We start from the raw sequence: 20,691 nt of genomic DNA, 5'->3' as shown, positions 1-20,691 counted from the left end.
GCTCCTTTGCTGGTATTGGTGGTGAATGTGGGTCCGCGTCAGCGGGTGACCAGCTTCGACATGTCGCCCTTGGCCGAGAATCTCTTCGGCGGGAGATCCGCCATGGTCAGGAGGCCGGGCGCAGCGCCTGAAAGCAACGGGATGACATTCGCTGCGACTGCAACGGTCGACGCATAGCTGTCGATTCGGCCGCTCGAGAAGTGGAGCGATTGGAAGTCGCTCTCGATCCTCCAGCTGTCGCCCTCAGGGAACCCGTCCGCGGTCTCGAAGATCCCAAAATCGATGGCAGCGTCAATCACTACTCGTCCATCGACAAGTCCCCGTGCCGAATGCCTGAGCACCGCGATCGTCCCGGTCTTGAGGGTGAGGTGCAACGTATGGCGCGGATGCCCGGTGAAGAGGATGGGCTCCGGCTCGTCGACGACGATCCCGTCAAGGTTCCATCCGAGGCCGTCGCCAAGTGCAGCGACGGACTCGCGGAAGCCGACGTGGCCGATCACGCCGCCCGCATGGCGCTGGGCGGCGAACTGTGCGGCCGTGAGCCCGAAACCGAACTTCGACAAGATGCCCCCATAGCCGGACATCTCCGCAGTCCTACGGATCGTCACTCGGTTCACATTCGTAGTGAGGCTGCTCAGCAGCAGCGGGAGTCTGTCCAGGAGGATCCCTGGGTTGCAGCCGGTGCCGAGAACTGTGCGGCCTGCGGTTCGTGCCCGCGCGTCAAGGCGGCTGGCGATGGGGTCGTGGTCGTAGAAGCCGAAGCCTAACTGTTCGCAGATCGTGACCACGTTCATCCCGCGGTCCAGGAGTTCGTTGATGATTGGCTCGACCTCAGCGACGAACGACGTGGTCGCCACAAACGCAACGTCGGCATCGGGCGCACCGGCGAGATCCGGGGTGATGCGGGCTGTCGCATTTACGCCGGGGACCACCGAGGCGAGTTCCGCATCGGCGAGGCCTGCTGCTGGGTCGACGGCACCAACGACCTCGCACTGTGACGTGGCGACGAGCCGCGCTCCCACGGCACGGCCTACGGCTCCCAGCCCGACGAGAAGCACGCTCGGTTGGTGATCAGTGTTCATGATTGCTCCTTCGGGGGTGAGCCGGGAATACGGATGGCGGCTTCGCTTCAACGATCAGCCGACGCCGTCGAGCATGTCGGTCTCGGTCTTGCCGATCCTCTGAACGACGTCGGGACGCACCTTGCGCACATAGGCGAACCAGGCGATCTCCACCACCATGGTGGCCACGAAGAAATATGGGATCAGGTTGAGGGGGAACGCAGGGACGGGCCACACATTGGCGAAGAAGATGAAACCCATGGACAGAACGGCCACCGTGCCGCAGAGGGTCACCAAGGTGCGTGGCAGTCCCTCGCGGCGCACGTAGAGGATGCATGCGAGCGAGACGAGGGCGTAGGCCACCATGTATCCGTAGACCCCGTAAGTATCAAGCCACACGACAATATCCATCGGGTGCGCCCCGGCAAGGAGCAGACCCACGTCCACCACGATCACGCTGATGCCCGCGGCGATGAGCACGCGGTGCGGCGTCAGGTGTTTCTCGTGGGTGCGTCCAAAACGCTCCGGGACGACTCCTTCCTTGCCCATGACGTAGACAATGCGGCCCAGCACGTTCAGCGGAGCGACCACGACCGCAAAGAATGACGCCGCGACGCCGAACACCAGAAGCGGGGCATACCAGTCAGGCATGCCGATTTTCCCGGCGATGGCCGGCAGCGGATTCCCCACTGTGCCGAGTTCCTTTCCGAGCACCGCGATCTGCGTATATGCGCCGAACATATAAAGGGCACCGACTGCGACCGCGCTCCACATGATGGCCCGGGGAATCGCTGTGTACGGATTCCTTGCCTCGCGTCCCAGGGCGTCGGCCGAACTGAAACCGGCGAATCCCAGCACACCGATCACCATGCCTGCGGCGATGCCCTGGGGCGGCGCACCGTCCAGGCCGAACTGGGCGGGATCCCACGCGGACGGCCCCAGGGCGATAAGCGAGGTGACAAGCAGCACCATGATGATCGCTACCGAGAGCAGTTCAAGGACGAGCGAAACCCTGGCTGAGAGACGGATTCCCTGGATGGTGAAGAAGGTGCCAACGCCGCCGATCACTACGGTAAGGGCAATGACTCCACCGATGCCTTCAACCGGCATGCCGAGGAGTCCCAGCAAGTCGACGGTGTTGGAGACGGCACCACCAAGGGATCCTGCCGTCACGCCCCAGCAGCCGATGATCAAGGCCGCTCCGGCAATGTAGGCGCCGGTGGGCCCCAGACCTTTTGCAACGTAGGTGTAAAGGGAACCGGCCGAGGCGTTTCTCTTAGCGAAGGTGGCTACGCACCAGCCGACGCAAAGCACGACGATCATGGCGAGGAAGAGCGAAAGCATTGTGCCGTTACCGGCGCTGACGAAGATCACCGCCGCAGTAAATGCAAGGACCGCGCTCGGCGCGATGTTGGCGATGGCCTGGGCGGCGAGTTCGCTGCCGGACATGACGCCGTGGCGCAAACCGGCATCGCGGGATGGCGCCTGCTTGATGGTGGACATGGGTGCTCTCCTTTGAGCGGGTGATTTTTGTTGGGGATTTCCCGGAGTCGATCCGGGTCAGGGGATCAGCAGCGTCCGCAGCACACTGCCCGCTTCGAGGTCATCGAGCGCCTCTGCCGCTTCGGCCAAGGGACGGCGCCCGGAAATGAGCGGATCCAGCTTGATCCGGCCGTCCATGTATTGATCCACCAGCGCGGGAATGTCGATTGACGGGCGGACCGAACCGTAGTTCGAGCCGAGGATCCGCTGGTCTGCCTCGGCGAGCACCAGTGGCTCAAAGGAAGCCTTGGCACCGGTCGGCGGCAGTCCAACGATCACAGCCGCACCACCGAGGCCCAGCATTCCAATCGCTTGCTCAGTGGTGACTGTGCGGCCGATGGCGTCGAAGGCGTAATCGACGCCGTCAGGAATCAACACGCGGAGCTGCTCAACGGCGTCGCCTTTGGACGCGTCAATGCGGTCGGTCGCGCCGAACTGCAGAGCCATCTCCGTCTTTTCGGGTACGACGTCGATCGCGACGATGCGCTCAGCTCCGGCGAGCCTGGCGCCTTGCACCACGTTGAGGCCCACCCCGCCGCAGCCGATGACGGCGACCGTCGAGCCGGGCTCGACGGCGGCGGTGTTCGTGACGGCGCCAACGCCCGTGGCGACTGCGCAGCCAACCACGGAGATCACGTCCAGCGGCGCGTCGTCGCGCACCTTGATCGCACCGGATGCCGGCACCACCACCTCCTCCGCGAAGGAGGAGACGCCAAGATAGTGGTAGAGCGCCTCGTCGTCGCCGCCATCCGCAGGCTGGCTCATGCGCGAGGTGCCGTCGAAGAGCACGCCCTTCGGCGCGAGGAGTGTGGCAACCTTCTGGCAGCGCGCTTCACGCCCCTGCTGGCAGTAGCGGCACTCGCCGCACGGCGGCACCCAACTGAGGACGACGTGGTCGCCCACCGTGAGGGAGGTGACACCTTCGCCAAGTTCGACGACGACGCCGGAGCCCTCGTGGCCCATCACCATCGGAACGGCGGCGTCCCAGTCGCCCTGCCGTACGTGCAGGTCAGAGTGGCACACGCCTGCTGCGGCAATCTTGACACGGACTTCGCCCGCCTTGGGGGCCGCGAGCTCGACGTCGGTGACGGCGACGCGGGTCCCGGAATCGCGGAACACAACTGCCTTCATGGGTCCTTCTCCTTCAAATGGGCATGCGAAACAGCACTTCGCATGCAAAGGGGGTTGGGGGTATGGAGACAGCGCGGGAGCCCTGCCCCAAGTTCCGGATTTCCGGATGATTTCTGTGGTCTATTCAGCGACGAAATAGAGACGCTTGTTCGCAAACTCCCCGATGCCGACGGGGCCCATCTCGCGCCCGAAACCGGATCGCTTCACACCGCCGAACGGGATGTCCGCTCCCTCCGCGGCAATGATGTTCACGTGTGCCATGCCCACCTCAAGCTTTGACGCGACTCGCGCGGCGCGTGCCGTGTCGGTCGAGAACACCGAACCGCCAAGCCCGAGGGCGCAGTCATTGGCGAGCTCCAGTGCCTCTTCGTCGCTGTGCACCCGGTACACGGTGGCGACGGGGCCGAAGATCTCCTCGCGGTACGACTCGGAGTCGCGGGGCACGTCGACGAGCACTGCAGGCGAGTAGTAGGCACCGGGGCCCTCGGACAGGACGCCGCCTGCCAGCAGCCGGGCCCCTTCATGGACCGCCTTGCGGACCTGGGCGTCAACCGTTTCCGCCGCGGCGCGGGTAGAGAGGGGGGTGTACTCCCCCGCGCCAAGGTTCAGCGGGTCGCCGGGCTTGAGCCCGTCGGCCAACCGGACCAGTTCGGCGACGAACTCGTCGTAAATGTCGTCCATCACTATCAGGCGCTTGTTGGAGTTGCAGACCTGCCCGCCGTTGTAGATCCGGTTCTCCCACGCGGCTTGGGCAATCCCGGCCACGTCGCCGGCGTCGAGCACCACCATCGCATCGATGCCGCCGAGTTCGAGGACGCATTTCTTCAGCGCTGCACCGGCCTGGGCGCCGATGATCGAGCCCGCACCTTCGGAACCCGTCAGCGAGATGCCTTGCACACGGGGATCGGCGATGATGGCCGCCATCTGCTCGTGCGAGGAGAACAGCGCCTGATAACCCCCGGCCGGTACACCGGCCTGCTCCAGGATTTCCTGGATCGCAAGGTTCGAGCGCGGACAGATATCGGCGTGCTTGAGCAGGATCGTGTTGCCGAGCACCAGGTTGGGAGCCGCGAAACGGGCCACCTGGTAATAGGGGAAGTTCCAGGGCATGACGCCCAGCAGGACACCCAGCGGCAGCTGCTCGATCACGGCCCTGCCCGGAACGGAGCTCGGGATCTCGTAGTCGCTGATGAATCCCGGTCCGTGGACGCCGTAGTAGTCGAATATGGCGGCGGCGAAATCCACCTCCTCAAGCGCGGCTTCGATCGACTTGCCCATCTCCGTGGAGATGGTCCTGGCAAGCTCCTCGCGGCGTTCCGTGAAGAGCCCGGCGATGCGCCGCACCACTCCGGCGCGATGCTGGACGCTTTGCTCTTTCCACTCCCGGTAGGCAGCGTCGGCAGCTTTGAGGTGCTGCTCGACCTGGTCGTCGCTTGCTGATTCGAAGGTCTCGGTGATTTCGCCGGTTGCCGGGTTCTGGACTCGGTACTTGGCCATGGTGGTTCCTGTCTGTTTTCTGTTGGTCATCGCATGGCGCCCGTCACCGGGTGGCCAGGCGTGCGCGGCGCCGGCTGCCGTTGAACTGGTCACAGAGCCGGTCGACCAGCCAGACGGCACGCAGTCCGAAGGGGTTGATCGCAGGGGAGGGCGCATAGCCTGTCTTCTCTTCCCAAACCGAATCGAGGTCCTCCGACCGCTTTCCATCGACAATGTCATCGGCGATGAGCGACCCCAAGTACGGAGCCTGCGCGAGTCCATGCCCGTTGCAGGAGGCCGAGTAGTAGACGTTCTCTCCTACCCGTCCGGCCACCGTGGTCCATGATGAGGAGAACGAGATCCATCCTCCCCAGCAGCGCGCGATCGGCACATCGGACAGCGACGGGAAGCGCTTGTAAAAGCTCTCGGAGAGTTCCCTCATCATCCCCGGGTCGGGGCTTCTTGGCTGCAGCGGATAGTTGGCTCCCGATTCCAGGCGCCGGACGCCGAAGACGATGGTGCTGCGGGCGGTGAGCCGGTAGTTCTCCATGATTTGGTGCTGTGTAACCACTCCCGAGCGGCTGGTCCATCCCAAAACGGCGATGCGCTCCGGAGCGATCGGCTCCGTCTCAACCTCGATGATCCATGCGGGGGTGGACAGGTGCTTGGGAATGATGTCCCACTCGCCTGAGTAGGCGTTCGTCGACAACACGACCTTGTTCGCGATGAGCTCCCCACCGGTGGTGGTCATCCTGACCTTGCCTCCGCGGCGCCGCACATCAACGACCCTGGATTTCTCAAACACCCGCGCCGAGGAATCGAGCAGTGCCCGCCGTACGCCGCGGCTCAGCTTGCCCGGATTGAGCATTCCGCCGCGACGCTCACGCATGCCGCCGACGAAAGCCCCCGGAATCCCGATTTCCTTGGCCGTGCCCACCTGGCCGTCGACTCCGACCTTCTTCAGGATCGCCGCGAGGGTTTTCACCCGGAACATCTGGACCGGGGACACCGCCGCCCACACCATGCCGTTGGCTTCATAGTCGCAATCGATCTTGTGATCCTTGATGAGCCCTTCCACATAGTCGGCCGCGTTCTCGGCGAACCTCACCATTCCGGGCAGCTTCTTCGGGAAAGGACTCGCAGCATCCGCAAGTCACCGCCGGGAGCCGAGGCGATCTGTCCTCCGTTGCGGGAGCTGGCCCCGTAGCCGCTGAACTCGGATTCGAGTAGCACCACGTCCACTCCGCGTCCGGCGAGCCGCAGGGCCGTCGCCATGCCACCCATTCCCCCGCCGACGACGGCGACATCGCACTCCTGGGTTCCTTGCAGCGAGGGAGCCAAATCCGTTGGCGGCTCGATCCATCCGGTAAACGTGGAGTACTCCACGTTCTTGAATTTGGGGTTCATGACAGTACTCCCTGTGTGTTGGCAGCTGCTGCGGCATCCTCCCGCGCGTTGTGGTTGTACAGCGCCTTGTGGCCCTTGAAGTAGACGAACCCTTGGGTGCCCCACGTCGCCAGCGCGGCGGTGTAGAAGTAGGAGCGGTAGGCATCATCGAACGGCCAAGGGAAGAAGTCGTACGTGACCGCGATCATCATCGCCACCAGCGTGATGAGCGTGACCGCCACGGACCAGCCCCGCGCTCCGGCGCGCCAGACCCGGCCCGCGAAGTAGAACAGGAAGACCGACGCGATCAGGTTCATGACGAGGAAGAACGTCGCAGGACCGACGTCGTACTTGCCGCCCTGATGGAGCGTGACCAGATAGGCCCCGCCGGTGGCCGCGAGGGCGAAGGCGCCGATCTCGTGCCAGAGGGCGGGCTTGTACCGATGCGTGACCATCATCAGGCCGAGGATGAGGACCAGGGTGAACCCGAACGAGCGGGAGAACGCGTCGAGGAAGTACGCGATCGTGTACATGGGGTTGGTCGGGTCACCGCTGAGCATCGACCAGAGCAGGAAGTTGGTCGCCGAGGTGCCGACCACCAGGCTTTCGATGCCGAGGAAATAGTTGTGGTGGTTCCGGATGAACTTCCATCCATAAACGAAGCCGACGAAGATCAACCACACGTCTGCGACGATGAAGAGCGTTTCGACCATGGTGCTATTCCTTTCCGATGCGCTGGGCGACCCGCTCAGCGGCCTGCTGGCCGGTGAGAACGGCTCCGTTCATGCAGCCGGACGACTCTCCGGCCGTCTCGGTGCCCGCCCACTCGACCCGCCCGTGCGGCTCGGTGAGCGCGGTGGCGTAACTCGTCAAGGCGAAGGGCGGGAGTGCCGGGTTCGGACCGCCGGCTCCGAACTCCTCCTCGAGCCAGCAGTGGTCGACGTAGTCGATCGGATTCCCCGCTTGGGGGCCGTACAGATCAACCATCTGCTGGATGACGCGCCGGCGCCGGTTCTCCGGATCGAACCCGTCGAACATCACGGGATCGCAGAATCCGAGCAGGATGCCGGGGCCGTCCTCGGGACCCACATCGAAGGAGGCGAACACCGCACCCGTGTCGGAGACCCCCTCGCCGGACATGCCGTCGTTCCTCCAGAACGGAGTCTCGTAGGCGACGTACGCCTTGCTCAGGCCGCCCAGTTTCCACACTTTGGACAGGCTCGTCGTCTTCTCGGGCAGCGCCGGGGAGAAGTCGATGCCTTTGCGATGCATGGTCGCTGCGCTGACGATGACGTACTTGGCCGACACGTCCCCCGCATCGGTATGGACCGTAACGCCGTCCCCGTCCTGCTCGATGCGGCGCACTGGGGTGTTGAGCCGGACCCGGTCGCCGAGCTTCGCCGCCACCCGCTTCGCGATCTCCTGGGTCGTCTCGGTGATGCGGTCCTGCTGCATGCCGTTCTCGACGTCGAGCATGTGGTCGAAGCCGCCCGCGCCGCGGATGTACGCCAGCACAGCGAGCATCGAGATGTCGTCGGGGCTGGCCCCCCACTGCACCCTGCTGACCACGTTCATCAGGCTGCGGGTCACCGCGCCGGCTCGCTGCTGGCCGAGCCAGTAGCCGAAGGAGATGGAGTCGAGCTCGACGGCGCTCTGAGACTCCCAGGCGGCCTCGGCGTCGATCGACCTCACGAGCTTCTCGAGAGCCATCTGCACGCGAGCCATATTCAGCATGGCGAGCGGCGAGACCGGTGGGATGGTGCCCTGGTAGCTGCGACGGCGGCCGTCCATCCACAGAGAGTTGCGGCCCACGGCGAACTGCGGCGTGATCGTACAGCCGTAGCGGTGGGCGAGATCGCGGATCGCCGTGTGCCTCGGCGAGACCCAGGTTCCCCCGAAGTCCACGGGAACACCTGCGACCTCACCGGTCAGCACACGGCCCCCGACACGGTCCCGTCCTTCCAGGACCATGACCGAGAGGCCCAGGCTGACCAGCCGCTCCGCCGCGCTCAGGCCGGAGAAGCCAGCCCCGACGACCACGACGTCGACGGTGGTGGATTCACGAGATTTCGACATGCTTTCCTCCTTCATTGACACGCGCGGCGTGCTGTGCGATGTATTCGGTGATCGTCTCGACCAGGGGTTCGGGCATGTGATGCCCCATGCCGGGGATGACGACGTGTTGTGCCTTGGGTATGGCTCTGACCGTCGCGGCACCGCCGGTCCCGGCGACCATCAGGTCCCGGTCACCGTTGATGACAAGGGTTGGCGCTGTAATCCTGGCCAGCAGCGCGGTCCGGTCTCCGGAGAGTTGGATCGCCTGGATCTGACGTGCCGAGCCGGCTGCCAGGTCACCGGCGCTGCGGTCCCATGCCTGCGCTGCGATGGCCGCTTCGGCGGCGTCGTCGATGGGGTAGTCCTTTCCTGCGATGTGCCGCGTGATCCGTAGATGGGCGCGGACTGCATCCGTCCGGTTGCGGGCGTCCGGGCCCATCAGGAGCCGGATCGTCGATTGTGCCGGCTGGCCGACCTTGCGCGACCCCGTGGTTGAGTAAATGGACGTCAGGGACAGCACCCGCCCGGGTTCGACGGCGGCAATCGTCTGGGCGATCATCCCGCCCATCGAACGGCCCACCAGATGAACCTGCTCAATGCCGAGGTGGTCGAGTACTCCGACTGCGTCCTGGGCCATGTCGGCCAGCGTGTACCCGTCACGGCGTGGTCGTGCGAGTACCTGACGCCAGACCGCAGGCGGCGGGGTCTCAGCGAAGGTGGACCGGCCGACGTCGCGGTTATCGATCGAGACGACCCGGAAGCCGAAAGCGACCAGCGCATCGACCACCGGCCGTGTCCAGAATGTGAGGTCTTCGCCCAGGCCCGCGATCAGCAGGATGACGGGGTCTGCCTTGTGGCCGGCGTCGCGGAAGCAGATAGTCACCCCGGAACGGAGTGTGGCGAACTGGTCGATGTCCGCTGCCGGGGAGTCAGACATGAGCGGCCTGTTCCTTGCCTGCGGGGCGTACGGCGGCCCTGGTTCCGAACTGGAGGTTCCCGTCCGCGACGGGACCGCGCAGCGCCTTGGCGTCCTCCGGGTAGGACATCATGGTCCGCCAGGGCTTCTCCGATCCCTGCCTTGGAAGCACTCCCTCCCCGCGCTTGGCGTATCCGGACTGGAGATCCATGACCGGCTTGGTTGGCATGTCCGGCACCGCCACCGGCACAACGGTGTCGTATCCCTGCGCATCCATGTGCTTCACAAGGTCGATGACGTAGCGGCACAGCAGGCTGACTTTGAGGGTCCAGGACGAGGTGGTGTACCCGATTGCCATGGCCCAGTTCGGGATCCCGGTCAGCAGGGTCCCGCGGTAGGCGACGGTGTCGACGACGTTGATCCGGCGCCCGTCGACCACGATCGGCATGCCGTCAAACAGCTGCAGGTTCAGTCCTGTCGCGGTCACGACGATGTCCGCCTCCAGCTCCTCACCGGAACCCAGGATGACGCCCCGCTTGCTGAACCGGATGATGCTGTCGGTAACGACGGACGCGCCACCTGACTTGATCGCGTCGAAGAAGTCGCCGTCCGGCGCCGCGCAAAGGCGCTGGTCCCACGGGTCGTAGGGCGGGTTGAAATGCTTGTCGACGTCGAAGCCCTTGCCCAGCCGCTTGATGTTCTCGCGTCGCACCAGGGCTCGTCCGGCCTTGGGGAATCGACGGAGGCCTTCAACGATCAGGTGCTCGGTCCAGATGTTCTTGAACCTCGTAACCGCGTAGCCCCGGCGCTCGCCGCGGAGCTTTGTCAGGGCGAGCGCGACGCGGTCCACCCGGGGCAGCGGCATGATGTAGGTGGGCGTGCGCTGGAGCATCGTGACGTGCCCGGCGGCGCCAGGGCCCTTCGCCATTGCCGGCACCATGGTCACAGCCGTGGCACCGCTGCCGACGATCACAACCTTCTTGCCACTGTAGTCAAGACCCTCCGGCCAGTGCTGCGGGTGCACCAACGTGCCCTCATAGTCCTCCCGCCCGGCGAATTCCGGAGAGTACCCCTCGTCGTAGTTGTAATAGCCGGTGGCGGCGAACACCCACCCCGCCCTGAGAGTCTTCGTGACAGGCGCTCCCGTGGCGTGATCCTTCGTGGCCACCGTGAGGGTCCATCCGGACTCCTTGGAGGACCATTCCGCCCGCCGCACGCGATGGCCTGTCCTGATAAGGCCATCAAGCGCGTTCTCCTCGATGGTCTCGTGAAGGTAGTCCCGGATCAGATGCGCGTCGGCGATCGCGTTCTCGTGGCGCCACGGCTTGAATTCGTAACCGAAGGTGTGCAGGTCCGAGTCCGAACGAATGCCCGGATAGCGGAAAAGGTCCCATGTGCCTCCGATGTTTTCCCGACCTTCCAGCACCACCAGGGACCTCCCCGGGAGCTCACGGCTGAAGTAAGCTGCCGCACCGATCCCCGAGATACCTGCCCCGATCACGACGATGTCGAATTCTTCGACCGCGTCTGATGCTCCACTCGTCATCATTGGCTCCTTGCTGTCTAAAAGCTGTTTGATCAAGTGTCGCCAGTCACATAGCTCGGTCACTACGACAATGCGCACCCGCTTTGGCCGGCCCGGGTGCAGCGTGCACACGCGGTGCCTGAGGAAGCGGATTCCGCCGTGACTCAGCCGCCGCCTCAAGGCAAACTGTCGATATGGAAGAACTTTGGGCCCCGCCCAGCCCTGCAGCCGCGGACATGATCCGCTCGCTGTGCGAACGGCTTTTGACCGAGGCAGACACGTTTGCGGACGCCATCTCGGAGCCGGCAGTCATTGCCCTCAACGCCCCTGCCCTGCTGGCCGACGCATCGCTGTTGGCCGAGGACCGTGAACTCAACCGCTCGGATCTTGTTCAATGGCTGACCTCGAACATCCAGCACCCGGGGATTCGGGTTGATCCGTATGTCGGGCCGAGAACTGCCGCCTACATCGGTGACCTTGTCTCCCGCGGTATCGCTCCGGACTTCGCTGCCGGCTGGCGGGCTGCGCTGGCGGTCGGTTGGCGGGGATGGCTTACAGAATGTGTGTCCCGCAGCGCCGAGCCGGATGTTCTTGTCGAAGTCCTGGACAAGTCGGCACACTCCCTGGTGCAGTACGCCCTGGACTCCGTCTCTGTTCTTCGTGAGGCCAGCCTCGCTGCCGCGATGGGCAACGCCGGCGCCGAAGCCGTTGCGCTCATCCAACTGATCGCCGGTGGAGCGCCTATGACCCAGGACTTTGCCGAGGAGCGCCTGAGTTACCGCATGGCCCGCCAGCACGTTGCACTGGTGCTCTGGACAGATGACCCCCATCGCGGAATGTCCTTGGACAAGGCGGTTGCGGCCCTGCGATCCACCGTCCCGGGCCGGGCGCTTCTTGTAGCCAGGGCAAGTGTCGGAGCCCGATGGATCTGGCTTTCCGGACCCGAGCAGCCTGACCTCCACCATCTGGAAAAGACCCTCGTAAACCAGACGCAGATTCGCGTCGCGGTGGGCAGGCCCGGTCACGGGCTTGAAGGTTTCAGGTCCAGCCACCAGGACGCCCTGGCGGCCCAAGCGATGTTGACCCGGCTGGGATCGGACCGGCAGTTCACCGTCTATGCCGACGTCGAACTTGTCGACAGCCTCACGAAGGACCGGCCGGGAGCGCAACGCTTTGTGGCCAGGACGCTCGGGCCTCTTGCGGAAGCGGACGCGACGTTGCAGCAGGCCCTGCTGACGTACGTGCAATGCGGTTTCAACACCACCCGGGCGGCGTCCAGGCTCTATCTCCACAGAAATACCGTGGAGCGTCGAGTGTCGCGGGCCAACGAACTTTCCGTGGTGAAGGTCGAGGACAACCCCGCCTACGTCGCGGCGGCACTCCTTGTGCTGGAAATGATCCCCGGCATCGCGGCGACGACGGCGGGCTAGCGCGGGAAGTGGTTAGGCTGGGTGGATGGCGACACTACTTCTCGTGCGGCACGGCCGCACCACAGCCAATGCCAGTGGATTGTTGGCCGGTCGGGCCGTCGGCATCGGCTTGGACCAGATCGGGTGCGACCAAGCGGCTCTGACCGCTGACCGGCTGGCGGCCGTGCCCGTCGTCGGGGTGGTATCGAGCCCTCTTGAGCGTTGCCGGCAAACCGCCCAGTTCATCCTCGATCGCCAAGCCGGCACACCGTACGCGCCGATTGATCCCGATATCACCGAATGCGATTACGGCCAGTGGCAGGGCCGCAAGCTCAGTGATCTCGCCACCGAGGATTTGTGGCCCCTAGTGCAGTCGCAACCGTCCGCCGTCGTTTTTCCGGGCGGTGAATCCATGGCTGCGATGCAGGCCCGGTCCGTTGCGGCGATCCGGCGTCACGATGCTGCCTTCGAGGCCGAGTTCGGGCCAGGGGCCGTGTGGGCTGCCGTGAGCCACGGTGACGTCATCAAGTCAATCCTTGCTGACGCGCTGGGCATGCACCTTGACCTGTTCCAACGTATTAACGTGAGCCCCGCTTCCGTATCAATCGTCAACTACAGCGCTAGCAGGCCTAGCGTCTATGCGACGAACACCGAAGCGGGTGACCTGTCGTGGCTGTCCAACGGCATCCGTTCGGGCGATGCGCCGGTGGGCGGCGGTGCAGGACAGAAGACGCCTTGAACCTCATGTGCCTAAACTACTGGCATGCCTACACGCGTTCACGAGTTTTCCTGGCCTGATCGGGTTGTCATTGGCACCATTGGCCTCCCAGGAGCGCGCACGTTCTACTTGCAGGTGCGCGCAGGGGCACAGATTGTGAGTATTGCCCTTGAGAAGCAGCAGTCGGCTGTGCTCGCGGAGAAGATCGACGAAATGCTCGACCAACTCATCACCGTCGACGGAAACCCCTTCAGCGTTCCTACGCGTACACCCATTGAACTCGTCGACGATGACCCGCTTGAACCCCCTCTGGAGCAGTTTCGCACCGGCGCCATGACCCTGGATTGGGACCCAACCACTGCCCAGATCGTCGTCGAGGCATACCCCCTCACTGATGACGATACCGAGGACGACGAACCACTTGATGGGATCGGCACTAAAGAAACCGAGATGATGCTGGTGCGCATGCCGGTGGGCACCGCCCGCGCGTTCGCCAAGCGCACCCGCGAAATCGTGGGGGCCGGGCGGCCGTTATGCCCGCGTTGCGGTTACCCGATGGACGCCGACGGGCACGAGTGCACCTTGCCCGAGGTCTAATGCCGGCGCTGGACCTGGTGACCGCCGAGCTGACGCTTTCAGGGCGCATCACGACGGCCTCAAACGCCACATTCCTGGGCAGCATCGGCGACGTTCCGGTGGTCTACAAGCCAATAGCGGGCGAGAGTCCCCTATGGGATTTTCCGGACGGCACCCTCGCCCACCGGGAGGTGGCTGCGTACTTGGTCTCGCAGGTCATCGGTTGGGACGTCGTGCCGCACACTTGGCTGCGTGATGGCCCCCTGGGCGAAGGGATGGTGCAGCTCTGGCAGGAGCAAGAGCCGGCCCAAAGCCCGGTGGACCTTATTGCAGCGGACCACGTGCCCGGGACGGGCTGGAAATACGTTCTCGAAGGACAAGATGAGAACGGGCGGATGGTCGCCCTCGTTCACGAAGACTCGCCGGCGCTGCGACGCATGGCGGTGTTTGACCTGGTGGTCAACAACGCTGACCGCAAAGGAAACCACATACTCGCCATGAAGGGCGGACACCGGCACGGTGTGGACCACGGGCTGACCTTTCACAGCGAACATAAGCTGCGCACGGTGCTGTGGGGATGGCTGGGAGAGCCTCTGACCGCGGAGGAACTCGACGGGGTTGATCGTGTCACCGAAGGCCTGACGAGCGAGCTGGGCCGGAATCTGGCGGACCTGCTCACCGCCGAAGAAATCGCATCGCTCGCTTCGCGCTGCGGCCGGCTGAGGCTCACGGGACGATTCCCGGCCCCGAGCGGCGGGATGCCTGCGGTCCCCTGGCCGCTGTTCTAAGGGACCTGCGGATGCCGGCTTCAAGACTTTCGGCTGCCGGCTCCGCGGCCTGAGTCCTCCAAGCTCGGGATCTGCGAATGCCGGGCAGCTGCAAAGCAAGAAGCGCGCGTATCAGCTCCCCAGCTGATACGCGCGCTTCTCGGCAGAACTGTTCTAGCGGGTAACTCCGTGCATCTCGGAAGTCGGCGGGTAAAAAGGGATCTCCGGCTTTTTTGCCCCGATGATTACGCAGATCAGGGCATCTTCTTCGCTGACCGTGCGTAGGCTCCGGGGAACGCCGGCAGGAACACGAATGAGATCCCGGTAACCCAGAACACGGCTGGCCTTCTTCGTACCGTCCTGGACATCGTGAACGCTGAACTCCACCCGCCCCTCGAGAACAAAGAACACTTCTTCGACGTCGGGGTGAGTGTGTTCCGGCCCAACGCACCCGGCCGGAAGAACCATGTTGGAGAACGTGAAGTGTTCGGCCTGGAGGATGTTGTTATCGTCCGAGTGGTCCCCGGTAGCTCCGGAGCCGATGTAGCGGACCTGGCCACGCCGGAATTTTTCCCCCATTTTCGTCTGAAATTTCAGAGTGTCAAAGTCAACGATCCTGCTCTCACGGGACGCTATAGACGAATCGATGAGCTCTTCAAGATCTGTCGTGGGTGCACTTACGGTTTCGCTCATTGTTAAACCTCTCGGACGGGGCAATGTACCAACTGATAGCAAAGGCGAGTTGAATTCCCTTAGCTCTAAACATCTCAATACTAAGGGAAGCTAAATCAAGTAACAAGACCCTGAGTGGAACGAGACTCAGTTAATTGATTGACCAAAAGCTCAGTGTTAAGATGCACTAACTAACAGCTAAGGACGAGGGCCATGTCAGACACCACGAAAGATGCCGACGCCATAGACCGCATAGTTGCGGACTGGGAGCGCGAACGCCCCGACTTGGATCCGAGCTCAATTGGCGTCCTCGGGCGGCTCATGAGGCTGGCGAATCAGGTCCGCGCTGTTGAAAGTTCGTACTTTGATGAGAATGGGCTGACATTGGCGTCTTTTGATGTCTTGGCCAACTTGCGCCGCTCCGGGCCACCTCACAGGAAAACTGCCGGAGAACTGGCGACCTCCTCCATGCTTACGACCGGTGGGATCACTTTCCGATTGGACAGGATGGAAGAGCAGAACCTGATTGAGAGGGTTAGGACCCGCGAAGACCGGCGTGTTGTCTACGCCCAACTGACAGCTCATGGCAAGGCCGTAATCGACGAGGCATTCGGAAAGCATCTGGACAACCAACGTCAGATGTTGAACGGTCTAACGGAATCCGAACTCGACCAACTGGCAGCGCTGCTCAAGAAGGCAGAGGCATCAGTTGTCGCATTTGATGCAAAGGCAACGGACGCAGCCGGCCAGGCCTCCTGAGGCATTCCGCCTCCGGTGCATCATGTCTTGGCTGGTCCTTCAGTCATTGACGGCGCCGGCTGGTTCGTTAGCGGTGACTAGTGCCCTCATATCAGTCCACCTTGAGCGCCGATGACGGACTCCAATGATCGCAGAACAGCGAACGGCACTACACCGCTTGTCCTGGGATTGTCCTCGGATGGCTTGTTGCGGATTTCAAATCGATATTCGCCAAGGGTTCCGGAAGCTTCAATAACGTGGCTGGTAAGTTTCGCTGCGGGGTCTGCCCTGACCCTGACTGTCACAACGTCCCAGTCGTTGACAGCGATGGCAACGGCTGCGCCGGCGTTCATAGACTTGGGGAACAACTGGGCGGCTTCAGCAGCAGGTCCTTCATAGATGTCCAGTGGTCCGCGGGCACTGTGGATCTCCTCAATCAAAGCCTCATTCATCCAAGGCTGGATAAGGGACTCTGGCAACTTCGTCGTCGTAATCGTGACTCTGTCATAGCCCTCCACGCGGGCACCCGAGGACAAGAGGTCAAGGCCGCCAACTGCGCCAGCTGTCAGGAACAGCCGTCCCGGCCCTGCGGCGGCGAGCTGCTTAGAGAATTCTCCATCTGCCAGAGCACCAATGGACGTGACCAGCAGATCAACGCCCGCCAGGAGGATAGCCTCGCCATACTCAACCAGCGCTTCCTGCCCTGCACATTCAACCAGTAAGTCGCAGCGTTCCAAGGCTTCGGCCAAGTCCATCCGCTTCGCAGGAGCACCACTGAGGGGGCTGCGGGAAATGATCCCCTCCAGAGCAGCTCCCGGTACCCGTCCAGCTGCAATTTCAGCAACAACGGGCACTCCAATTGCGCCGTAGCCGATTACTCCGACCCGGCAGGTGCGTGATGACTTCATTGTGTCCTTAGAGTCTTGAGAATAAGTAGGTGGTTTCATTCGTCAGGCTGCACCCCGGTCCGCCATCCAGCTCGACGGCGACGCTAGCCAACCGCCGAGCCGGAGGTGCAGCTTGGCTATTTGTCACACGCCCTTTGCGGTGACCGAGCAACGACCTGGCGGGCTTCCGGGATGAAGCCCGCCAGTACCATGGAGTCAGCCAGTTACAGGCTTTCCCCTCTTAGGATTGCTGCCTGCTTTTCTGCATCGGCCTCGTAGACGCGCCGGATTCGAGCGACACCTAGATCGTGCTGGTAGAGGTGTTCATCTTTGTCAGCGTCGCCGGCGAGGGCTTCCAGCACTTCGCGGTCCTGTTCCAGAACAACCCAGTGTTTTTCTTCAAGGACGGTCTTGTACATGAACCGCCAGACATCGCGCTCCCAGTCGGAGACGGTGCGGGTGCGCCAGTGGAAAATAGCCGAGTTTTTTGCGTCAATTGGTGTGGACATCCCAACGATGCCGAATGTCCCGCCAGGTCCCGCAGACTGGGCATAGGGTATTTCCAGGTCAACGTAATCCATCGCTTCGCGGCAGTATTCCACCCAGTCGAAGTTCACGCCACGTTGGTCCGTCTTCTCAAAGAAAAAGCCGCGCTCAGTTTCGCGGATGCGGAAGCGGGCGCTGGTGTCTCCACCAAACATTGAGTGCGAGTCGCGGTGGAGGAAAGCGCCATGCATCGGATCAAGGACGTTGTCCATGTAGAAGCGCCAGGGCCCCTTCCATTCCGCGAAGTTGGAGAACCAGGAAACTTCGGGATTGGCCAGTCGGTCCGGCAGCTTGAACTCCGTTATTTGGGAGTCTGCTGTCAGGGGCATGAACGCGAAGATCGTATCGGCCGCTTCCGCGACTGCCAGGGACGTGGTTACCGTTCGACCTTCGAGGGCACATCCGGGCATTCCGGGTACAGAAATGACGGTGCCGTTTCCGTCGACTTGCACTCCGTGATACTTGCAGGCCACGCGGTCTCCAAGGTGCTGCCCGACTGAGAGCGGGGCGCTGCGGTGGGGGCAGCGGTCCTCGAGCATGCGAATGCGGCCGGTGGCGTCGCGGAACAGTAGCCAGTCCACGCCGAGGCGCTTTACCTTGACCATGTCCCCCGGCTTGACGAAGCGGGAGGGATATATGGGGTACCAACGGTCCCGCAGGCCCATGGCCGCCAATTCTTTAGCATCGACTTCGTGGCGGACCCCGACGACGCTTTTCGTGGTGCTCTTGCCGCCGGTGGAGCGTGCGGTCTGTGTTGTTGTTGTCATTGCCTATTCTCCCAGTCGTCGCATTTCGGCGCGGAAACGGGCTATGTCCCACGCGTTGCCATCCGGAGCATTCAGACCGAGGCCATTCAAACCCGCAACTACTCCAGGTAGATCATGCGTGCCGCCGGCGAAGATCTCACTGAGCGCCCCTGCGAGCTTCTTTTCATACGGGGTTGCAGGCCCTGTACGGGCCTGATTCGGTTCCAGGTACTGTTCAGGCATGGAATTCCTCCTTGGAATCGGCGAAGGTGTGCAGGCCTTCGGCGATGTTCATAAATGATGTTGCCCATTCGTTGAAAGAATCGGACTTTGTCCGGTGTGCGGGGACGGCAGTATCTTCGATGATCACGAAGACGCCATTGTCGATGCCGCCTGCGATGCTTTGCGGCCCGGCGATGTCGCTGTCTGTCCGCGGAGCAGCAGCGACAACAAGCGAAGGGGCCTGAACCAGCTGCAGCGCAAGGGTATATCCGTCGATGGAGGTGTCGACCTCGGGGTCACCTAAAATCATGCTCTTGACCAGTTCGGGATAGCGGCCCGCAAGCACGATCGTGCCGTAGGCCGCAGAGCCGGAAGCCATCAAGTGCACCGGGGCGGACCCGCCGTCCCGCAGCGCTGCCGCCGCAGCTGCGACCCACTCCTTAAGCTGGCCTTCTGACATGGTGGAGCCGGGCAAAGGATCATCACCGTCTTCCCAGGTTTGGGCATCGTAGGCTGCAACCTGCCACGTGTACCACGCGCCGGCTCCGGTGCCCTTATGGAGACAAACAACGCGGTGCCGGAGTTGCTCTGTGGAAGGTTGGGGATTGTCCAATATCAGTGGTTCTTTCGGTGCCATTTTTCCTCCTCGTCCCTAGTGGTTCCTGCTGGGGATATGCACCGGCGGAACAAACGCTCCCGGCGCCGGCTGGAGCGCCGCGACATCAATCTCGATGATCGCCGGTCCCCGGACCGCCAACGCCTCTAGCAGGGCTTGGTCGAACCGCCCTGGGCCGGCGACCCGCCAGAAGGGCAGCTGCAGCGATCCAGCCAACATTTCAAAGTCCGGTGTATAAAGGTTCACGCCGGCTTCGGCGAAGCCGTTGGCTTTCTGCATGTTCCGTAGAACCCCGTAGCCGTTGTCATTAAAGACCAGGACTACGCACCAGGCAGCGGAACCGCCCAGTGAGGCGAGTTCACCGAGATGGACAGCCAGTCCGCCGTCGCCGACGATCACCGCCGTCGGGATCCCGGGACGGGCGCAGGCGGCCCCGATACCCATGGCAAGACCCTGACCGATGCCGCCTCCAAGCGGGAAGATGTTTGTTTCCCGCGAGTAGATTTCCAGCAGCCGGTTGCCCCATTGGCTTGAAGGAATCGTCACGTCGCGGGCAATCACCGATTCACGGTCCAGCCTGCGGCGAAGACTTTCGCAGATCTCGGCGTAACCGCCGATGTAGTCAGTCAGTGCATCACGGACGCTGCGGCGGGTAGCACGGACGCGTTCGGTCCAGCCGGGCTCGACGCTGGAGGCGGTGAGTTGCCCCAGAATCTCCTCGAGCAGGATACGGGAATCCCCCGCCAGCCCTACGTCCGCAGGATAGACACGGCCCAACGCTGCAGGATCAATATCAAGCTGGATGTGGGGCTGCGGCAACGTCATGGAATAGTGCTTTGTTTCGTTGGAGCGGAAATGTGTTCCGACACTAAGCAGCAGGTCCGAGTCCGCAATGAGTGCGGCAGCCTCAGGGGTGGTGGCGAAGTTTCCGAGCACGTGGTCATCGTCCTCCGGCACCGCGCCTCTGCCGGAGTTGCTGGTCAACAGCCCGGCGCCCAGGCGGTGAACCAGCTCCGTCAGGGCTGACCCTGCACCGGCTGCACCGCCACCTGCCCAGATGAGGGGCCTTTTGGCCTGGGAAAGCAGCTTGACCGCTTCGGTCAAAGCATCCTGATCGATGGCAGCACTAGGCTGGCTAGCCATGTCTGCGGGACGCTGATCATCCGGGAGGGCCAGGTACTGCAGATCTATTGGCCATTCGAGGCTGGCCGGCGTGTGCGGGACGGAAAGCAGGTGGGCAATGGCTTCCTCAAGATCCGCTTCGGCATCCTTGGCGTTGAAGATGGTCCGCGCGTAGCCGGAAACTGCATGAAGCATCTGGAGTTGCCTCGGGACTTCATGGATCACGCCGCGATTGCTGCCGAGGTATTCACTGTCAATCTGGCCGGTGATGTGCAAAACCCGGCTACCGGCGGTAAGGGCCTCCACCATTGATCCGGCCGCATTGCCGGCGCCGGTTCCGGTGCTGGTCAAAGCCACCCCAAACCTGCCTGAAGCACGCGCGTAGGCGTCCGCAGCGTTTACTGCGGCGGCCTCATGGCGGACTGCGACAAAGTTCAGTTCCCGGTCCACGGCTTCGATAAGGGGAAGGTTGTGGATGCTGATCACCCCGAACGCGGTGTCAATGCCGTGCCTGCGCATAACCCGGACGAGGATGTCACCACCGGTGGGATTCTGGGGCATATCTGTTCCTGCTTCCGTT

General features: G+C 63.2%; 21 protein-coding genes. 5 read left to right on the top strand and 16 right to left on the bottom strand.

Translation table 11 applies throughout. The features are described 5' to 3' along the window. Positions 1 to 38 precede the first annotated feature (38 nt). From ACFX4T_RS04405 to ACFX4T_RS04360, 10 genes are all read right to left on the bottom strand, one after another. Positions 39 to 1,082, bottom strand: coding sequence for a hypothetical protein (locus ACFX4T_RS04405; RefSeq protein WP_377650918.1), 1,044 nt, complete (start codon positions 1,080 to 1,082; stop codon positions 39 to 41). Positions 1,083 to 1,136: 54 nt separating this feature from the next. After that, positions 1,137 to 2,564 carry an APC family permease gene (locus ACFX4T_RS04400; protein WP_377650917.1) on the bottom strand — a complete coding sequence of 476 codons (1,428 nt, stop codon included), beginning with the start codon at positions 2,562 to 2,564 and terminating at the stop codon, positions 1,137 to 1,139. Positions 2,565 to 2,621: 57 nt separating this feature from the next. After that, positions 2,622 to 3,734 carry an alcohol dehydrogenase catalytic domain-containing protein gene (locus ACFX4T_RS04395; protein WP_377650916.1) on the bottom strand — a complete coding sequence of 371 codons (1,113 nt, stop codon included), beginning with the start codon at positions 3,732 to 3,734 and terminating at the stop codon, positions 2,622 to 2,624. 120 nt (positions 3,735 to 3,854) lie between these two features. Continuing rightward, the gene (locus tag ACFX4T_RS04390) at positions 3,855 to 5,231 is read right to left on the bottom strand and encodes an NAD-dependent succinate-semialdehyde dehydrogenase (protein ID WP_377650915.1); all 1,377 of its coding nucleotides are present in this window, start codon (positions 5,229 to 5,231) and stop codon (positions 3,855 to 3,857) included. Positions 5,232 to 5,274: 43 nt separating this feature from the next. Beyond that, positions 5,275 to 6,321 carry an NAD(P)/FAD-dependent oxidoreductase gene (locus ACFX4T_RS04385; protein WP_377650914.1) on the bottom strand — a complete coding sequence of 349 codons (1,047 nt, stop codon included), beginning with the start codon at positions 6,319 to 6,321 and terminating at the stop codon, positions 5,275 to 5,277. Further along, positions 6,315 to 6,617, bottom strand: coding sequence for an FAD-dependent oxidoreductase (locus ACFX4T_RS04380; protein WP_377650913.1), 303 nt, complete (start codon positions 6,615 to 6,617; stop codon positions 6,315 to 6,317). The genes ACFX4T_RS04385 and ACFX4T_RS04380 overlap by 7 nt, the downstream gene beginning before the upstream one ends. Next, positions 6,614 to 7,309, bottom strand: coding sequence for a hypothetical protein (locus tag ACFX4T_RS04375; protein ID WP_377650912.1), 696 nt, complete (start codon positions 7,307 to 7,309; stop codon positions 6,614 to 6,616). Before ACFX4T_RS04375 ends, ACFX4T_RS04380 begins: the two co-directional genes overlap by 4 nt. A gap of 4 nt (positions 7,310 to 7,313) precedes the next feature. Next, a complete protein-coding gene (locus ACFX4T_RS04370; RefSeq protein ID WP_377650911.1) occupies positions 7,314 to 8,672 on the bottom strand; it encodes a flavin monoamine oxidase family protein in 1,359 nt (452 codons plus the stop codon). After that, positions 8,656 to 9,588, bottom strand: coding sequence for an alpha/beta fold hydrolase (locus ACFX4T_RS04365; RefSeq protein WP_377650910.1), 933 nt, complete (start codon positions 9,586 to 9,588; stop codon positions 8,656 to 8,658). Before ACFX4T_RS04365 ends, ACFX4T_RS04370 begins: the two co-directional genes overlap by 17 nt. Then, the gene (locus ACFX4T_RS04360; RefSeq protein WP_377650909.1) at positions 9,581 to 11,116 is read right to left on the bottom strand and encodes a flavin-containing monooxygenase; all 1,536 of its coding nucleotides are present in this window, start codon (positions 11,114 to 11,116) and stop codon (positions 9,581 to 9,583) included. Before ACFX4T_RS04360 ends, ACFX4T_RS04365 begins: the two co-directional genes overlap by 8 nt. Positions 11,117 to 11,286: 170 nt before the next feature. Between ACFX4T_RS04360 and ACFX4T_RS04355 the strand changes: the two genes are divergently transcribed. The 4 genes from ACFX4T_RS04355 to ACFX4T_RS04340 are packed head-to-tail and all read left to right on the top strand — an operon-like array spanning position 11,287 to position 14,583. Then, positions 11,287 to 12,522 (top strand): PucR family transcriptional regulator, encoded by a 1,236-nt coding sequence (locus ACFX4T_RS04355; RefSeq protein WP_377650908.1) that lies wholly within the window; start codon positions 11,287 to 11,289, stop codon positions 12,520 to 12,522. Positions 12,523 to 12,547: 25 nt separating this feature from the next. Continuing rightward, positions 12,548 to 13,240, top strand: a complete 693-nt coding sequence (locus ACFX4T_RS04350; RefSeq protein ID WP_377650907.1) for a histidine phosphatase family protein — start codon at positions 12,548 to 12,550, stop codon at positions 13,238 to 13,240. 24 nt (positions 13,241 to 13,264) lie between these two features. After that, complete coding sequence (locus ACFX4T_RS04345) at positions 13,265 to 13,816, top strand: DUF3090 family protein (protein WP_377650906.1); 552 nt, start codon at positions 13,265 to 13,267, stop codon at positions 13,814 to 13,816. After that, the gene (locus ACFX4T_RS04340; protein WP_377650905.1) at positions 13,816 to 14,583 is read left to right on the top strand and encodes an SCO1664 family protein; all 768 of its coding nucleotides are present in this window, start codon (positions 13,816 to 13,818) and stop codon (positions 14,581 to 14,583) included. The genes ACFX4T_RS04345 and ACFX4T_RS04340 overlap by 1 nt, the downstream gene beginning before the upstream one ends. 153 nt (positions 14,584 to 14,736) lie before the next feature. Here ACFX4T_RS04340 and ACFX4T_RS04335 read toward each other — a convergent pair whose 3' ends face one another. Further along, entirely contained in the window at positions 14,737 to 15,255 is a 519-nt protein-coding gene (locus ACFX4T_RS04335; protein ID WP_377650904.1) for a cupin domain-containing protein, read from the bottom strand. Between the two features lie 192 nt (positions 15,256 to 15,447). On the opposite strand from ACFX4T_RS04335, the gene ACFX4T_RS04330 reads away from it, so the two are divergent. After that, complete coding sequence (locus tag ACFX4T_RS04330) at positions 15,448 to 15,993, top strand: MarR family winged helix-turn-helix transcriptional regulator (protein WP_223949160.1); 546 nt, start codon at positions 15,448 to 15,450, stop codon at positions 15,991 to 15,993. 86 nt (positions 15,994 to 16,079) lie between these two features. On the opposite strand, the gene ACFX4T_RS04325 is transcribed toward ACFX4T_RS04330, so the two are convergent. The 5 genes from ACFX4T_RS04325 to ACFX4T_RS04305 all read right to left on the bottom strand — a co-directional run bounded on the left by ACFX4T_RS04325 (position 16,080) and on the right by ACFX4T_RS04305 (position 20,672). Next, entirely contained in the window at positions 16,080 to 16,880 is an 801-nt protein-coding gene (locus ACFX4T_RS04325; RefSeq protein WP_377650903.1) for an aspartate dehydrogenase domain-containing protein, read from the bottom strand. A gap of 203 nt (positions 16,881 to 17,083) precedes the next feature. Beyond that, positions 17,084 to 18,172, bottom strand: coding sequence for a Rieske 2Fe-2S domain-containing protein (locus tag ACFX4T_RS04320; RefSeq protein WP_377650902.1), 1,089 nt, complete (start codon positions 18,170 to 18,172; stop codon positions 17,084 to 17,086). 3 nt (positions 18,173 to 18,175) lie between these two features. Beyond that, entirely contained in the window at positions 18,176 to 18,394 is a 219-nt protein-coding gene (locus tag ACFX4T_RS04315; RefSeq protein WP_216923672.1) for a recombinase-like helix-turn-helix domain-containing protein, read from the bottom strand. Next, positions 18,387 to 19,010 carry an alpha/beta hydrolase gene (locus ACFX4T_RS04310; protein ID WP_377650901.1) on the bottom strand — a complete coding sequence of 208 codons (624 nt, stop codon included), beginning with the start codon at positions 19,008 to 19,010 and terminating at the stop codon, positions 18,387 to 18,389. Before ACFX4T_RS04310 ends, ACFX4T_RS04315 begins: the two co-directional genes overlap by 8 nt. Before the next feature lie 15 nt (positions 19,011 to 19,025). Then, the gene (locus ACFX4T_RS04305) at positions 19,026 to 20,672 is read right to left on the bottom strand and encodes a thiamine pyrophosphate-binding protein (RefSeq protein ID WP_377650900.1); all 1,647 of its coding nucleotides are present in this window, start codon (positions 20,670 to 20,672) and stop codon (positions 19,026 to 19,028) included. Between the last annotated feature and the right edge of the window lie 19 nt (positions 20,673 to 20,691).

Origin of the sequence: Paenarthrobacter sp. YIM B13468, assembly GCF_042788025.1 — a bacterium.
Classification (GTDB): Bacteria; Actinomycetota; Actinomycetes; order Actinomycetales; family Micrococcaceae; genus Arthrobacter; species Arthrobacter aromaticivorans.
The sequence above is the reverse complement of the archived record's forward strand: the minus strand, read 5'-3'. Positions and strand labels throughout refer to the sequence as shown.

Bases quoted from the DNA above. Each gene is read 5' to 3' on its own strand.
- ACFX4T_RS04405 (WP_377650918.1), bottom strand. From the start codon at position 1,082: ATGAACACTGATCACCAACCGAGCGTGCTTCTCGTCGGGCTGGGAGCC.
- ACFX4T_RS04400 (WP_377650917.1), bottom strand. From the start codon at position 2,564: ATGTCCACCATCAAGCAGGCGCCATCCCGCGATGCCGGTTTGCGCCAC.
- ACFX4T_RS04395 (WP_377650916.1), bottom strand. From the start codon at position 3,734: ATGAAGGCAGTTGTGTTCCGCGATTCCGGGACCCGCGTCGCCGTCACC.
- ACFX4T_RS04390 (WP_377650915.1), bottom strand. From the start codon at position 5,231: ATGGCCAAGTACCGAGTCCAGAACCCGGCAACCGGCGAAATCACCGAG.
- ACFX4T_RS04385 (WP_377650914.1), bottom strand. From the start codon at position 6,321: ATGGTGAGGTTCGCCGAGAACGCGGCCGACTATGTGGAAGGGCTCATC.
- ACFX4T_RS04380 (WP_377650913.1), bottom strand. From the start codon at position 6,617: ATGAACCCCAAATTCAAGAACGTGGAGTACTCCACGTTTACCGGATGG.
- ACFX4T_RS04375 (WP_377650912.1), bottom strand. From the start codon at position 7,309: ATGGTCGAAACGCTCTTCATCGTCGCAGACGTGTGGTTGATCTTCGTC.
- ACFX4T_RS04370 (WP_377650911.1), bottom strand. From the start codon at position 8,672: ATGTCGAAATCTCGTGAATCCACCACCGTCGACGTCGTGGTCGTCGGG.
- ACFX4T_RS04365 (WP_377650910.1), bottom strand. From the start codon at position 9,588: ATGTCTGACTCCCCGGCAGCGGACATCGACCAGTTCGCCACACTCCGT.
- ACFX4T_RS04360 (WP_377650909.1), bottom strand. From the start codon at position 11,116: ATGATGACGAGTGGAGCATCAGACGCGGTCGAAGAATTCGACATCGTC.
- ACFX4T_RS04355 (WP_377650908.1), top strand. From the start codon at position 11,287: ATGGAAGAACTTTGGGCCCCGCCCAGCCCTGCAGCCGCGGACATGATC.
- ACFX4T_RS04350 (WP_377650907.1), top strand. From the start codon at position 12,548: ATGGCGACACTACTTCTCGTGCGGCACGGCCGCACCACAGCCAATGCC.
- ACFX4T_RS04345 (WP_377650906.1), top strand. From the start codon at position 13,265: ATGCCTACACGCGTTCACGAGTTTTCCTGGCCTGATCGGGTTGTCATT.
- ACFX4T_RS04340 (WP_377650905.1), top strand. From the start codon at position 13,816: ATGCCGGCGCTGGACCTGGTGACCGCCGAGCTGACGCTTTCAGGGCGC.
- ACFX4T_RS04335 (WP_377650904.1), bottom strand. From the start codon at position 15,255: ATGAGCGAAACCGTAAGTGCACCCACGACAGATCTTGAAGAGCTCATC.
- ACFX4T_RS04330 (WP_223949160.1), top strand. From the start codon at position 15,448: ATGTCAGACACCACGAAAGATGCCGACGCCATAGACCGCATAGTTGCG.
- ACFX4T_RS04325 (WP_377650903.1), bottom strand. From the start codon at position 16,880: ATGAAGTCATCACGCACCTGCCGGGTCGGAGTAATCGGCTACGGCGCA.
- ACFX4T_RS04320 (WP_377650902.1), bottom strand. From the start codon at position 18,172: ATGACAACAACAACACAGACCGCACGCTCCACCGGCGGCAAGAGCACC.
- ACFX4T_RS04315 (WP_216923672.1), bottom strand. From the start codon at position 18,394: ATGCCTGAACAGTACCTGGAACCGAATCAGGCCCGTACAGGGCCTGCA.
- ACFX4T_RS04310 (WP_377650901.1), bottom strand. From the start codon at position 19,010: ATGGCACCGAAAGAACCACTGATATTGGACAATCCCCAACCTTCCACA.
- ACFX4T_RS04305 (WP_377650900.1), bottom strand. From the start codon at position 20,672: ATGCCCCAGAATCCCACCGGTGGTGACATCCTCGTCCGGGTTATGCGC.